11 protein-coding genes are annotated in these 15,755 nt (G+C 42.2%); 3 read left to right on the top strand and 8 right to left on the bottom strand.

Features of this window, described 5'->3' with window-relative positions; translation table 11 throughout:
- The first annotated feature begins 443 nt into the window (after positions 1-443).
- Entirely contained in the window at positions 444-1,616 is a 1,173-nt protein-coding gene (uxuA, locus tag ACYVBM_RS09780) for a mannonate dehydratase (protein WP_460685470.1), read from the top strand.
- A 160-nt stretch (positions 1,617-1,776) separates the two neighbouring features.
- On the opposite strand, the gene ACYVBM_RS09775 is transcribed toward uxuA, so the two are convergent.
- The 8 genes from ACYVBM_RS09775 to ACYVBM_RS09740 all read right to left on the bottom strand — a co-directional run bounded on the left by ACYVBM_RS09775 (position 1,777) and on the right by ACYVBM_RS09740 (position 14,416).
- Positions 1,777-2,454, bottom strand: a complete 678-nt coding sequence (locus tag ACYVBM_RS09775) for a hypothetical protein (protein WP_460685469.1) — start codon at positions 2,452-2,454, stop codon at positions 1,777-1,779.
- A gap of 172 nt (positions 2,455-2,626) precedes the next feature.
- Positions 2,627-3,424, bottom strand: a complete 798-nt coding sequence (locus tag ACYVBM_RS09770) for a TIGR00266 family protein (RefSeq protein WP_460685468.1) — start codon at positions 3,422-3,424, stop codon at positions 2,627-2,629.
- 4 nt (positions 3,425-3,428) lie between these two features.
- Positions 3,429-4,721, bottom strand: a complete 1,293-nt coding sequence (locus ACYVBM_RS09765) for a dicarboxylate/amino acid:cation symporter (protein WP_460685467.1) — start codon at positions 4,719-4,721, stop codon at positions 3,429-3,431.
- Positions 4,722-4,750: 29 nt separating this feature from the next.
- Entirely contained in the window at positions 4,751-5,338 is a 588-nt protein-coding gene (locus ACYVBM_RS09760) for a hypothetical protein (RefSeq protein WP_460685466.1), read from the bottom strand.
- 40 nt (positions 5,339-5,378) lie between these two features.
- Positions 5,379-5,975, bottom strand: coding sequence for a sugar O-acetyltransferase (locus ACYVBM_RS09755; protein WP_460685465.1), 597 nt, complete (start codon positions 5,973-5,975; stop codon positions 5,379-5,381).
- Between the two features lie 26 nt (positions 5,976-6,001).
- Positions 6,002-6,973, bottom strand: coding sequence for a YihY/virulence factor BrkB family protein (locus ACYVBM_RS09750; protein ID WP_460685464.1), 972 nt, complete (start codon positions 6,971-6,973; stop codon positions 6,002-6,004).
- A 35-nt stretch (positions 6,974-7,008) separates the two neighbouring features.
- Positions 7,009-9,303: a translocation and assembly module lipoprotein TamL gene (tamL, locus tag ACYVBM_RS09745; RefSeq protein WP_460685463.1), complete on the bottom strand. Its 2,295-nt coding sequence runs from the start codon at positions 9,301-9,303 to the stop codon at positions 7,009-7,011.
- 76 nt (positions 9,304-9,379) lie between these two features.
- Positions 9,380-14,416: a translocation/assembly module TamB domain-containing protein gene (locus tag ACYVBM_RS09740; protein WP_460685462.1), complete on the bottom strand. Its 5,037-nt coding sequence runs from the start codon at positions 14,414-14,416 to the stop codon at positions 9,380-9,382.
- A gap of 227 nt (positions 14,417-14,643) precedes the next feature.
- Here ACYVBM_RS09740 and ACYVBM_RS09735 point away from each other — a divergent pair, with 227 nt between their 5' ends.
- Both ACYVBM_RS09735 and ACYVBM_RS09730 read left to right on the top strand, forming a co-directional pair.
- Positions 14,644-15,474, top strand: a complete 831-nt coding sequence (locus tag ACYVBM_RS09735) for an alpha/beta fold hydrolase (protein WP_460685461.1) — start codon at positions 14,644-14,646, stop codon at positions 15,472-15,474.
- Positions 15,475-15,498: 24 nt separating this feature from the next.
- A complete protein-coding gene (locus ACYVBM_RS09730; protein WP_460685460.1) occupies positions 15,499-15,744 on the top strand; it encodes a hypothetical protein in 246 nt (81 codons plus the stop codon).
- Positions 15,745-15,755: the final 11 nt, after the last annotated feature.

The following is a 15,755-nucleotide window of genomic DNA, read 5'->3' as shown; positions in this document are numbered from 1 at the left end:
AGTTTTTGCCTCCATCCACCGCGGCTGGCAGGCTGCCCGGCGGGGGCACGTAACTGCAATTCCGATCGCTGTCGGGAACTGATCTTTGCTCTTCCCCGCTTTGCGCGGCTGGCATCCCCCGATAACGGCTATCGGCACCACCAAACAAAATTGGTGCCTTTTGCAGTTACTGGTATCATTTAGCAGAATTCCTGAAAATATAGAGACTAAATCAGGTGTAAGCAAACCTGGCCGTCGGTCAGGCGGGTATTCACAGATGATTTGCCAGGCAGATCGCTGATAGCAATTCCTGTCGGCAGCTGTAAAGGCTCATCCATACGAGGTGCTTTTCGTGTGCGCTTTTTAAAAAATTATTTCTGGCCGATTGATAATAAGCAGCTTAGACAGGTATTTGTACCTTTTTGTTACCGGCTTCAGGGCTTTTGTTCTACTTTTAGCATATTATGAGCTATAAAATGATACAGACCATGCGCTGGTATGGTCATAATGATGCTGTTTCACTAAGCGATATACGCCAGTCAGGAGCTACCGGTATAGTAACGGCGTTACATCATATTCCCGTTGGTGAAGTTTGGACCAGCCAGGAAATTCAGCAAAGGAAAAAAATAATTGAAGATGCCGGCCTTACCTGGGAAGTGGTGGAAAGCCTGCCTGTGCATGAGGATATAAAAAAACGTAGTGGCAATTACAGGGCTTGGATCGAAAACTATAAACTTAGCATGAAAAACCTTGCCGGGCACGATATAAAAGTGGTTACCTATAACTTTATGCCGGTGCTGGATTGGGTGCGTACGGACCTGGACTATCCAACAGGAACCGGTGCGCTTTGTTTAAGATTTGGATGGAAGGAATTTATAGCTTTTGACGTATTTATATTAAAGCGTCCCGGCGCCGAAAACGACTACAGGGGAGCTGATGTGAAAAAAGCGAAAAGATTTTTTGACAACCTGAGTCTCAATGAAATTGAAAAGCTGAAAATCTCCTGCCTGATGGGCCTCCCCGGTTCTGACGGATCATTTACTACTGAAGCGGTTTTATCATTGCTGGATGAATATGGGGATATCTCTGCACACCAGTTACAACAAAACCTTTTTTCTTTCTTAAATGAAATTGCGCCTGTAGCAGAAACATACGGTGTACAGCTGGCGATACATCCGGATGATCCGCCTTACCCGATTTTAGGATTACCGCGTATTATGAGCAAAGACGAGCATATTGAGGCCTTGTTTACAAATGTGCCTTCCAAAAATGCAGGGCTTTGTTTTTGCACGGGCTCTTACAGTGCCCGAAAGGATAATGACTTACTGGCGATGATCAAAAAATATGGTGAGCGGGTTTACTTTCTCCACCTTCGCAGCACCGACAGGGATGAGGAGGGCAACTTCTTTGAGGCCAACCACCTCGAAGGAAACGGCAATCTTATACCTGTTATTCAGTATGTAAGCCAACTGCAACAAGAACAACAGCGCAGCATTCCAATGAGGCCGGACCATGGCCATCAAATGCTGGATGATCTTAATAAAAAAACATATCCCGGCTATTCTGCTATCGGAAGGCTGAAAGGGCTGGCAGAGATCAGGGGGGTAGAGGCTGCTATACATCAACTGGGGTTGTAAAACGAGTCGGAGGTACGAAGCTGGTCGGTGATTGAGTTGACCGGTGATAATACCGACCAAGGCACGAAAAAATTCAATAGAGCAGGCATAATTCTGAACATTTACTGCCAGCCGCGCCGGCCAAGCAATGATGTTAGCACCAGTGCTGTTGCCATTTATGTTATATTAATGTTATTCGGTCAATGATTTGATTTAATATTGTATCAAATTTCTTTCTAAGTTGAAGCCCCTTTGGATGCATGGTCATATAGCTGTGTGTAGGTAATGTCGGGTGAATACATTGATACAAATAGTTTTCGTCAAGAGTTTTATATTCAAGTCCGCTGAACACTCTTTGAAATTGATGTTCATAGTCCCAGCCTGTTATGAAAATTATGATGTCAGGTTTTACGATTTTAATTTCATCAAGAATAAGGTTAAAACCCTTGTTATTCAGTTTTTGAAGTTCGTAATCAGGTGTAGTACCTCCACTATCACACTTTGAGAAATTTGTCCATAAAAGCCCATTTGGCAAATCTTCTCCGTTTAGCCTGTTATGGCAAGTTCGCGCAAACCGCCAAAAAGGACTATTTCGGCCGTGATAATTTTTTGCAAATTCAAAATCTTTATAGTTGCCCATTAAGTAGTTGGCAGTCATATTTTTAGGATTGCTTACTGTATCAACCCAACCGTAAGTTTCTTTTCCCACATAAAGCACTTTGCGATTTACTTTTTCATAATCGGAAAATGCTTTCATTAAAAGCGGATATGAAAATTTATCTGATCGCTCTTTTGATGAACTTTTCAGTTCTGAAAGATATTGCTCATAAACTGACTTTAATTCCTGATTTATTTTCATTAGTAAACGTTTTGATATTTCTTTTGAGCCTCTTTTAATTTTTTGATTGTTTGTTCAAGTGCTTTTAAAAGTGTTTGGGATTGAACGTAGTGAAGTAAGGTTTTTAAAATACGAACCTTATTCTATCGCTCTCATCCATATCCGATTCTGCCATCTGTTAACTGTTATCTCACTAACGTCCATCACCATCCAGCAGGTTGCCTAATCCTCCCAAAATACTGCCTTCTTCTTTACGGGTGGTAGTAGCAAAGGAAAGGATTCGTGAGGCCAGGCGGCTTACAGGCAGGGTTTGTATCCATACACGGCCCGGCCCGGTAAGGGTAGCATAGAAAAATCCCTCACCGCCGAAAATTTTATTGCGGATGCCGCGTATCATTTCTATTTCATAGCGAATGTTTTGTGTAAACCCTACAAGACAGCCCGTGTCTATACGCAGTATTTCACCAGGCTGAAGATCCCGGTGAAACACATGGCCCCCGGCATGTATAAAGCTCATGCCATCGCCTTCCAGCTTTTGCATAATAAATCCTTCGCCGCCAAAAAGGCCCGTACCCAGCCGGCGCTGAAACTCAATACCCACCGCTACCCCTTTGGCAGCGCACAGAAAAGCATCCTTCTGACAAACTACCTTCCCGTTATATGCCGAAAGATCTACCGGGATGATCTTCCCCGGGTAAGGCGATGCAAAAGCTACCTTCTTTTTGCTGTGGCTAACATTGGTATACGCTGTCATAAAAAGGCTTTCACCGGTAAGAATACGTTTGCCCGCGCTCATTAACTTACCTAAAAGGCCGCCCGACTGGCTGCCTGCGCTGCCATCTCCAAAAATAGTGGCCATTTCTATCCCGTGGTCCATCATCATAAAGCTGCCTGCTTCTGCAATGGCCGTTTCATCAGGGTCGAGCTCAATACTTACGTATTGCATTTCTTCACCAAAAATTTCATAATCTATTTCGTGACTTGATTTCATTTTTTTAGACTTTACTATTTAGCGCTTTATTCAATTGTTCTTTATCCAGCTGCCCTTCCCATCTGGCTACTACTACTGTAGCTACTGCATTTCCTACCATATTGGTTAATGCACGGCATTCGCTCATAAATCGGTCAATGCCCAGGATCAGCGTCATACCGGCTATGGGTACTTCGGGTACCACGGCCAAAGTTGCAGCTAAGGTAATAAAACCCGCACCGCTTACACCTGCTGCTCCTTTAGAGCTAAGCATGGCTACCAGTAATAATACGATCTGGCTTTGCAGGGGTAAATGAATATTACATGCCTGCGCGATAAACAGGGCGGCCAGGGTCATATAAATATTGGTTCCATCCAGGTTAAACGAATATCCCGTAGGTACCACGAGGCCAACAATAGGTTTCGCACATCCGGCTCTTTCCATTTTCTGCATAAGTGTTGGCAGGGCCGCTTCGGATGAGCTGGTTCCTAAAACAAGCAGCAGCTCATCTTTGATGTACTTCAGAAATTTAAAGATCGAGAACCCGTTATACCTCGCTACGGCGCCTAATATCACGATTACAAAAACAAGAGCGGTAGCATAAAATGTTATTACTAAAGCCAGCAGGTTGCCAATAGATGCTATGCCATATTTACCTATTGTAAAAGCAATGGCCCCGAAAGCACCTAAGGGGGCCAGTTTCATTAAAATAGCTACCAGCTTGAAAATGGGATAAGCCAGCGCTTCCATAAAGTCGAGCACCAGCTTGCTTTTGGGCATGGTTAATGAAATGGCAATGCCAAAAAGAATGGCTATGAGCAGCACCTGTAAAATGTTATCGCCGGTTAAGGGGCTCACCAACGTTTTAGGTATGATATCGAAAATGAAGTTGATGAGGGAGCTGTCGTGCGCTTTATTTACATATTGAGAGATGGCAGATGCTTTCAGCGTTGAAGGATCAATATTTAAGCCTTTGCCGGGTTGCACCACATTGCTTACTATAAGCCCGAGTATTAGAGCCAGTGTAGAAAAAGTAATAAAATAAATGAATGCCTTCCCTGCCACGCGGCCCACTTTCTTCATATCGTTCATAGAGGCAATACCCACTGTGATGGTTACAAAAATAACCGGGGCAATAATCATCTTTATAAGCGATATAAACCCATCGCCTAAAGGTTTCATCTGTTCTCCCATAGGTGGCGAGAGATAGCCTAACAAGGCCCCTGCTGTAATAGCAAAAAGTACCTGTATGTACAGTACCTTGTAAAATTTCTTTTTTTGTGGAATTACCTGGCCGGAATGCTCTTCTACAATCATTGATTTTCTTTCCTGAAATATCGGAAAAATTATTCAAGCAGCTCTTTAGGAAGTATTTTTTTTAGAAAAGGTAATTTATCCTCTTCCATTACAATGAACTTCCACTCTTTTAAATCGTCAGATCGGGCAATCACATCTTTCACTGAATAGATATCATAAAAGCCTGTGTGCTGGTTGTATTTTACGTTTTTTTCTCCAAACTTTGATTGAAGCGTTAGCGTTAGTAGCTCGTTTTCTGCCAGAGAAGTATCTGCCCTTGCGGAGTCTTGTCCCGTATCAAATTTCATCCTTAAAATATTAGCGTATTTGAGCTTAAGAAAACAGGAAGCGCCTGCTATGGTAGAATCGCCTACCTGCAGCACCTGGGGTGAGTCTATGGTATAGTTAAGATCGGGAATATTAAAAATAGCTTCCATCGCTGTTATCATCTGCTCTTTTGGAATAATGGTGAAAAATTCATCCATAACAAATTCAGCAGCTGCCCTGAAATCCTTTTCAATAACGAGATGGGTATAATGCAGAAATTGCTCTTTGGCTGTATTTTTATATTCCTGGGCAAACAGGCTGCCAGATATAAAAGAGGAAAAAAATAACAGGTACCGGAACGGATGTTTCATAATAGAGATGTTAGTACAGCTTAATGTAGCTATAAAGTAATTAAAATTTCAGATCTTTAAAATAATACAGCTTGTCTGCGTCTGTAATGCTCCGGATCACTTTACAGGGGTTGCCCACAGCTACCACGTTGGAAGGAATATTTTTGGTAACTACGCTGCCTGACCCGATCACTGTATTATCGCCGATTGTAATGCCGGGGTTAATGACCGTGTTGCCACCGATCCATACATTATTACCAATAGACACAGGAAAGGCATATTCAAAGGCTGCGTTCCTGGGCTCATGATGCAAAGGGTGCCCGGCGGTGAAAACAGATACATTGGGTGCCAGGAATACATTGTCGCCAATTGAAACCGGGGCACAATCGAGGATAATGCAATTGTAATTGGTATAAAAATTCTCGCCTGTGAAAATATTATATCCGTAATCGCAATAAAAAGGCGGCTCTACATGAAAGTGGGTGCCGGTGCTTCCCAGCAGGTTTCGTAATAAAGCATTCCGTTCTTCTACTTTAGAAGGGTGAAGGGTATTTATTTGATAATTCATGTCTTTGGCATGCTGCCGCTCTTCAAAAAGTTGCGGATCGAAAGCTTTATAGGGCATGCCCGAGAGCATTTTTTCTTTTTCTGTACTCATGGTAATACGGTTATTGTGCTGATGGGCTACTTGCTGGTACGTTCCGGATGCGGCGGCGGCAGCTCCTGTACGTTCACCTCTTCAGCAGTAATATGAAGGAAGACTGCATATTTGGACGGCTTAATTTTTTCACTGAATTTTTCGGCATACGCCTGTGTGAATTCTGCGCCAAAATATAATATAAAAGAGGTGTAATACACCCAGAGCAATATAATAATAAGTGTGCCGGCTGCGCCAAATACAGCGCCTGGATTAGATTTGGTAATATACAGGTCTATCAGGAATTTACCGATCGCGAACAGCAGTGTGGTAAAAGCGGCCCCAATAAATGCCGGCTTCCACCTGATGATTACATCGGGCAATACTTTAAAAATCACAGCAAATAAAAATGTGATAACAGCAAAGGTGAGCACATTGTTTAAGACGAAAAATAACCAACCAGATTGCAGGGGTATGAGATCCTGGAACCGGGTCTGTATGCTTCCTAAAATATTATTAAGAATAAGCGACACAAGCAATAAAAATCCGAGGGAGATGATCAGGGAAAAAGATTTTAGCCGGTTGGTCAGTAATCCTGCAATGCCTTTTCGGGGTTTGGCTTTTACTTTCCAGATAGTGTTGATGCTGTCCTGGATTTCAAGGAATACAGCGGTAGCTCCAATGATCAGAGAAATGATCCCGATAACTAGTGCAAACGATGTCTTGTTGCTGAGGCTTGCCTGCGATACCAGGTTTTGGATCTGTAAAGCAATATTGCGATCATCTGTAAATTCGCTTACGTATTCAAAAACTTTTCCTTCTATAATTTCCTTTTTGTATATAAGGCTTGCAGAGGCAATTACAATAGTTAATAAAGGCGCCATGGAGAATATAGTACAGTAGGCCAGTGAAGAGCTTAGCTTGGGAATTTTATCCTCAGAAAAGCTTTTGCCTGCTGCCACAAGGAGCAGCCATAAATTTTTAAAGAATTTTTTTATTTTTCCTAATATATTCATCATAATAACCAAACATAAAATATTGTGCCAGTTAGTATTTAGAATGGATAACCGATACCTATATTCAGGATGAGGTTCTGCTTCCGCCAGGTAGGGTCTCCAAAATTCATATCGCTGAATACCCAGCGTTGGCCAGCGGGGAGCCAGGGTTTACGGAACGGTGTGGCAAGGTCGAAGCGGATCACAAAAATGGTGGCATCTACACGAAGTCCAATACCGCCGCCAACCGCAAACTGGTTAAACGCATTGGATAGCTTAAACTGGCTTCCTGCCCTCGAAGTATCGGTTTTAGAAGTCCAGATATTACCTGCGTCGATAAATACAGCACCGTGTATTACACTAAACAGCTTGGCCCTCAGCTCACCATTCAGCATCATTTTTATATCACCGCCCTGGTCTGCAAAAAAGCGGCTGGAGTCGGGTTTGATCTCATAATTATAGCTGCCGGGTCCTAAAGACCTTGCCCTGAACGCTCTTATGTCGTTACTGCCCCCTGCAAAGAACTGGCGCACGTAAGGCAAAACGTTGCTGTTGCCATAAGGAATACCATAGCCGATGTTTGCCCTGCCTGCCAATACCATTCCGGGGTTTACTTTAAAGAAATTCCGGAAATCAGCCTCAAGCTTTATAAACTGGTTTACTGTGGTATTGAATAGTGTTTTTTGCCCGTTTGCATTTTTCTTTAAAAATGCATTGACGAGATTACCCGCTGTTTCTACAGATCCCAGGAAGTAAAAATTATTCCGTCTTTTGTCCTGGAACTGGTTACTATAGGTGAAATGGTAATTGGTGCTGAAAATAAACTGGTTCTCGTAGTTTCCGCGCAGGCTGGGTACCTGGGCCAACAGCTTTTGCAGGCTGTCTGATGTTTTTAATGTACGTACGTATGTAACTGAAAAAGGATTAAGATTGTGGTCTACATATTGATTGCCTTTCCAGTTGTATCCATACTCAAGGTTGCCTGAAAGCATAGTGAAATACAGCGCCCGGTTAAGGAACTGGCCGCCCAGGGTAATATTGGTTTTAGGTACGAAATTGCTGGCGCTTTTAAAATTAATAGGTGCTACAATGCGGGGGAATGTTAAACGGGCGCTTGCGCTCAATGAGTAAGAATTGGTTTTAGCGCCGCTTACCTGGGTTTCAAAGCCACCGGCAAGGCTGGTGGTTAATTGTTCTGCACCCCGGAACAGGTTACGGTTTGTGTTGGATAATTTTAATTCAGAACCTATAAAGTTGTTCGACTTACTGGTGCCTGTAACCTGTAAAGACATGGATCGCTTTTTCTGGGGCGTCAGATAGAAGTTAGCGTCCAGTAAATCGCTTTCCAGTGTATCTATAGGCCGGAACTCTGCTTTTACAAACCTGAAAGTACCAATATTTACGAGGCGGTTTAAGCTGAGGCTATGATCGCGGCGGTTGTACAATTCATCTTTCTGGAAAAATATCAAACGATCAAATAATGCCGGTTTATATGTATGGGCGGGATCATAAATGTTGAAATCATTGTGAACAGTAGGTTTGGATATACGAATGGCAGAGTCTCTGCGGATATTGTAATTCGGATAGATATTTATATCGTTGATCCGGTACGGCTTTAAACCTTCTATGGGTGTGATATCTTTTATTTTTACCCAAACATTAACCTGGTGGTTACCAATAGTGCTATCTACCTGCATCAGTAAAAACTCGGGGTTAAAAAAGAAGTATCCTTTTTCTTTCAGATCATTGTCTATACGTTCTCTTTCTGCTGTAAACACATCAATATCGTAATAACTGCCTTTTTTCAATAATGTGTTTTCCGCACTACGCCTTATAATATTATCTAAGGCAGTAGGTTCGGGTGGAAAATTTATTTCGTTGAGTGTATAGCGATCTTTTGTAAGCGCTGTATAAATGGCTTTTCCTGTTTTACCCTTCACGCGTGCTTCGCCGGTTACTGCAGCCTGCAAATACCCTTTGCTTATAAGGTGGCTTTGCAGTACGTTGATATTATTCTGCAGCCTGAGATCGCTCATTAGTACCGGCGGCTCACCCAGCTTGGTACGGATCCAGTTTCTTAAACCTTTGGGTTTTTTGGGTTCTCCTGCCAGGTTATAAAAAAACAGTTTATACCTTATGCCCAGTATTTTTTTATTGGGCCTGGGCCTTGTCATTTCTTCCAAAGAGCTTTTAAGTGCTTTTTCTCCGGGAACCTTTTTGGCGCTGTCGGGGTTGATCTTTATTTCGGCTCCGGTATATAATATCTGTCCCTCTTTCAAATGCTTTACACCACTGCAGGAGCTTATAAAAACTGCAGTAACCATTAAAAGTAATATGCTATAAATTGTACGCATTGTTCCTGTTCCTTATATCACCAAGCCTAATTCTTGATACCTGGTGCCTTATAAAAATTTCCTGTTTTGCCTAAGTCTATTCTGACTCTGATTCTGATTCCGCTTCTCTTTGCTTACGCCGTTGTTCCCGTTCCCTGTTCAGCCGCTCCTGGCTTTTAAGACTCCTGAAAATTTCCCTGAACCGGTTGTAATCTACTACCATTGCAAATCCTAAACCAGTTTCGATGATCTGCCCTTCAATTACAAGATCAGACTGATTACGCCGGTAGGCTCTTAACCGGTACCTGCCATCGCGGGAAAGCATGTATTCTATATTTACATTACCGGCTATGTTAGCACCGTTCCTGTTGTTGGTTCGCGAACCTTCCAGTGCAAAGTCGCTGCCTACGGTAATAGTAAGACGATCATTCAGCAAGCGTTTGGATAACGCTACATTGAGATCGGTTCGGGTTTGTTGAGTGCCGGTAGTATAATCGTCCTGTGAGGTAAGATCGAAGGAAACATCTACACCTTTAATCAGGTCAGAAGCCAGATTATTAAGCTGCTGGGTAAGCAGGCGGCTGACACTCTGCCTTGCCAGCATTTCGGGCGAAGTACCGCCTGCCAGGCTTTCAAAAGGATTCTCTGATATAAAGCGGTTAAGTGCCAGTAAGGCAAATACCTGCTTGTTCAGTTCACTCTCATTGCTGTTTACCTGCATCAGTCTTGCATTTACAATACCTCCAAACGCGTTTTTCTCATTTTCGGGCATGGTAATTTCAAAGGAAATCCTGGGCTTCAGGAGTTGCTCGGTCATTTTCAGGTACACAATAAACGGCAGCTTTTGCCGGTACATGGTTCGGGAGCTTTCATCAGCTGTTGCTACCTGGTCCGCTATAAGATCAATAGCAGAAGTATTAACATTGTAAACCGCGGTCAAATCAATATTTGCTTCTGTGGGCGCGCCTGTCCATTGTATATAGCTTCCCTGTTGCAGCTGGAATTTTCTTTTGGCAAGACCGCCAATAGATAAATTGTAGCTGCCATCAGAAATTAGATAGCGACCTGTCATCGACATTTTTCCACTTGGATCCATCGTCAGGTTCAGCTCAGCTTCTCCTTTTACCAAAAGGGCATCGCCGTTAGCGGGGTCAACGACTACGGTTATTTCAGCTTCTTTATCTGTTTGCAGGTCCATAGAAAGATTGATGCCTTTCAGCGGGGAGCGGGTAAGGCTATCCACATTAATGGTCTGGCGGCCGTTATTAGGCGGTGCATCCATGTCTACAAATTCTACAATTCCTTCCTGGCTTACTACCCCGGGATCGCTGTCGGGTATTACAAAAAAGAAACGGGTATCCTTATTAATGCGTAAGGTACCTGTTACTTCCGGTTTATTCATATCGCCGCCTATATTTGCATTTACTGTGAGAAATACCTTGCCGTAGAATAATTCATTATCGGTAGCAGTAGAATTAAGCGCCCTGAAATTATTGGCCCTGAGCTTCAGATCAAATCCGAAATTAGTATAATCGGTTGTTTTAACCAGTCCGTTCAGTACCAACGACTGGTTGGCAGAATCGCGTAAAGTGAAATTATTAAACCGGATCCCATTATCGGTAAATGATATGGTTTCATTATTTAACCTGAAATAGGAATTAAGCGTAGCCACATTCAGGCCCGCATCTTTAAAGCTGAGGCCTCCCAGTATTTTAGGCGCAGTTAAAGGACCTTTGGCTGTCAGCTGTCCGGTTATAATACCGGTGCCGTCTTTTATTTGTCCGCCGGTTACACTTTCAATATATTTAAGATCAATTTTATTAATGTTCAAAACCATGTCAAGCGAGCCCTTGTCTGTAGTATAGTAATAGCCATTGACTTTTACGTCGTGCAGGCCGCTTAAGGTTATATCTGCTCTGTAAGCATCTTTGGTATGGTTGTCTGCCAGTATTTTTATATCTCCCAATTCATCTTTTTGATAACGCAGTTTATTGATTGTAAGGTCCGCTTCAAACCCGGGGTTTGCTGTAAGATTTATTACATCTACTGTTCCGTTTAAAGCACCACCAATAAGCGAAGTGTCCTGTTCGGCATAGCGGGTCAGCGTTTCAAGCCTGAAGTTATTAAACTCAGCTTTTACGGGGGAGTTTGCTGCTGTTGAAGCGCTGTTGATGGCTAAAGACTGCCCGTTGTTGCGAATGTTAAAATTTCTTATATAAATACCGGCCTTTCCATATTGTATCAGGTTATCAGGTGCTACCTGCCATTTGTCGTAATTTAATAAAAGCTTTTGAGGGTCTAATGAAAACTGGTACGTTTGATTATCTGCTTTAAAATTACCCCCGATCATATATTTATCCTGGTTTTTACTGTCACGTAAAAACACATTCACTCCCAATATATTATTGGCGGCGCTGCCATTTATGGCAGAATTGTATAAGTGAACAGAAGGGCTTTGCAGGCTTTTTATATCCAGGGCATACGACAGCATGGCGCTGTCTTTATTATTAATGGTGAGCGTAGTGTTCTTTATATCAAAGCTGTCGTAAACAATATGCGGGAAGCTTGCATTTATAATAAGGCTGTCCGTTTCGGTATGAAGCGTTCCACTGAGTGTAGCAGTGGCAAAGGTGGTAAGCGACGGCACAAACTCTTTCAGGAGTTTTGAATCATGCACGATCACGTTAAAACTGATTCTTTGCGGTGCTGTTTTCTTTACAGGTGCAAATGCATAATACCGGTTTATCTCATTAATAAATGCCTGTCCTAGCTGTGTAAGCTGGTATTTCCCCTTCAGATCGGCGCTGATGATATCTGACCGGAGCTGCAGGATGTTTTCATTAGCGGTTGATAAGGCATTCAGCGCAATCGTATCCATATTAATAAGCTTACCACCGGTGGCTACCTGTAGACTTGTAATAAAAGCGGTACCGTTTAAATAATCAGGATCAACTGTAGTAAAATCAAGTTTGGCAAGTCCTGCTAATTTCAGCTCGTCTGTAGCAAAGTTCAGTTTTTGCAGGTCTACCTGTTTTAAATCTGCTGTACCTTTTAAAGAAGGATATTTGCCAGCCATATTTATATCAGCAGCAAGATCGAAATGCAGGTTCGTATCAGCGCTTGCAACCTGCAATCCGAGCATTTGCTTTGCATACCTGCCGTCAAGCCGTATATCATGATAGTTGTATTTGTTATAGTAAGCACTGTAAATGGTTCCTTTAACGGTAGCGTTAGCCGTTTGAGCAGAAGTACCGGAGCCTGCCACATCCAGGTACAGGCTTACAGCACCTACATCTGTTCTTTTTAATAATCGTCCTATATTAAATTTATTAAGGTTAATCTTAGCCTTATACAAAGGATTTTTGGAGGTTCCAGCCATTGCCGCATTGATTTTGGCCGATCCCATATCGGTTCTTACATCCAGGTTGGTATTGAATTTACTTAAAGTGCCCGCAAACTTTCCACCGGCTGCGATCTGGTTAGGCAGTTCTATATTGTCCGGCAAAGTTCCTTTTGGCAGAAGCGCATTCAGGTCAGACTTGGAGGTAGTGAACTTTCCAATGTTAAGATTGAAGAAGGCTTTATCCATATCTGGTAAACCCTTAATAGTACCTGCAATATCAATGTTGGTATTGCGCATACCATTTAGCTGCAATTGGCTGATATTGATATCATTTAACCGGCCTTTTACATTGGCGGCCATATTTAAGCGTTGATTGCGATAGCCTGCCGGGAGCGAAGGGACAAAATACCAGGCATCGGCAAGGCCTAACACTGAATGGTTGAACCTTAAATTAACATCCACCTTTTCGGGGTGCTTAGAAAGGTCGTCCGTAGAGCTGTAAGTTACAAGGGTATTATTATTAATAAGTGTATGAGGTGTTTTTATTAAAAGGTTTTCAACATTGATCTGTTGATCATCGTAAATGATTTTGCCCTTTAACTCGTTCAGCACAAACCCACAGGTGTCCTGTAATTTACCTCCATAGATGGTTGCTTTGATCCCGGCGCTGTCGATAGCAATATTTTCTCCCGAAATCCCGAGGTTTTTTATATTGAGGTGGTTGAAGTCCATCCCTCTTTTTTCATGAGGAGCGGAAAGATTATCATATCTGATACTATTATTGGATAAGATAATTTTATTCAGGTAAAGACTGAAAGAAGATTTCTGTGTGCTGTCTGCTGCCTTTTGAAGTGCCGCTTCATTGGCCGGGGTAGGCCTGTAAGCAAAATCGATAACAGAATTGCTGAGCTCGCCATCGCTTGTCTGGTATTTACCATTTGTTAGATCTATCAGCAGATTTTTAAGCGTAAAAGTTTTTAAAAGGGCAAAAGCACGGGTATCGGAAAGACGGTCATCGTATTTCAGATCAATATCATCAAATGCGAAATGCTTTACTTCGATCAAAGGTAGTCTGCCTCCTGATGCCGTTTCAGCTTCATCTATAGCTTTATCGGCTTTTTGCTGCAAAACAGTTAGCGGCTTGTTCTGGAAATAATGTAGCCGGGTATTCTTAAGCTCCAGTTTATCCAGTACATACTGCATCTGTTCCAGATCGAATTTGTCTACCCGCGCGGTTAATCGGCCCAGCGATACGCCAGCGTCATTTCCTGCCACGTCGTCTTTAAATTTTATCCTGATATCCTCAAAGCTGATCTTATCCAGCCTCAGCTGAAGTGGTGCTGTAGAATCTTTGGGTGTTTTCTCCGGTGCTTTGTCTGCTGCAACAAAAGCATCTACCAGGAACTGATAATTAAAAAGAGTATCCGGATTAAGCCGGTATACGTTGGCATATACTTTTTCCAGATCAATATTGTTAACAGCGATCCTGTTTCTGATCAGCCCCAGCATATCGAGCTGAACCGCCAGCTTACCCGCATACAATAAAGTATCTTTCTTTTTATCTGCTATAAAAAACCGGTCTAGCTGCAGGCCGGTAGGAAAGCTGATGCGTATACGCTCCAGGCTGATCTCGGTGTCGGTTTTCTTTTTCAAATAAGAAACCACCTTGTTTTTTACAAGATTTTGAACAGCCGGTATAGTGAGTGATAATGCTGCAAGGATAACAAGCATAATAATACCTGCAATGACCCACAATATGATTTTTAAGATTTTACTTGCTACCCGGTTCAACTAATAAAAATTTTCAAATAATGAATGTCTGGTTTGCTGTACAGAGCTGTATTAACTAATTGTCTGAATATAGTTAAAGTTAGTCTGATTACCCTAACAAAAATATACCTTATACAAATTGCGTGCTATTTTTTCTGAAGATGTAATTTTTTAATGTGTTGTAGCACAGTTGGCTTGGTTTTGGTATATTGTAATAATGCTGAATTCAAACAATAAAATTTATTCATATGCCTTATATTACGAACCGGGACAATATAAAACGGGTCAGGATTTTTTATGAAGATCATGGATCGGGTAACCCTGTCATCCTGATTCATGGCTGGCCTTTAAGCCACCGTTCCTGGGATGCACAGGTTACAGCACTGGTGAACGCCGGGTACAGGGTAATTGCGTATGACCGAAGGGGTTTTGGTGCTTCTGAAACCGAATGGGATAGATATGATTATGATACGCTTGCTTCCGATTTGCATGCTCTTATAACAGAACTTGACCTGAACGGGGTTACATTGGTAGGATTTTCGATGGGGGGAGGAGAAGTAGTGCGGTATTTTACAAAATATGGTTCTGAAAAAATAGTTAAAGCTGCATTGATAGCTTCTATTATTCCTTTGGTAGGCCAAAAGTCCGACAATCCCGATGGAGTGCCACAGGAAGAGCTGGATAAAATTATGGAAGCGCTGAGAACAGACAGGGTGGGTTTTCTAAAAGATTTTCATAAAAACTTTTATAATTATGGCCTGTTAAATAAAAGTGTAAGCGATGCCCGTCTGGATGCAGATTTTATCGTAGCTTCAGGTGCCTCAGAAAATGCCACCCAAAAAGCTGCTGAAGCATGGGCCATCACAGATTTCAGGCCTGAGCTGACAAATATTGCCGTGCCTGTTTTAATTGTTCATGGAAATGCAGATAATATTGTTCCGTTGAAAACTTCGGCAGAGCAGGCTGCCAGGGGTATTGCTAATAATGAATATCATATTATTGAGGATGCACCTCATGGCCTGAATTGTACGCATGCCGATGAACTAAATCAATTGTTGATTAATTTTTTAAATAAATAATCTTTAAAAGTAAAATGCCGGATTATGGAAGATAATAACGGAAGAGAGTTTTCAGTACAGGCCAGGGTGAACGGCCAGATGCAGGAGGTATGGGTATTAACATCTGAAACAACAGATGGTATTACTTTTTATAATTGCCGCGTTAATGGGAATAAAATTACCCAGATCAGGAAAGATGAGCAGATATGGAAACAGATCTGGGGCGATATCAGTGAAGAAGATGTTAAGGCAATTGGAGAAGCTATTGAAGGTTCTATATTACAGGATTAGATAGAACAATG

The organism is Niabella aquatica, assembly GCF_054779315.1.
This window is presented reverse-complemented; position numbering and strand designations above follow the sequence as displayed.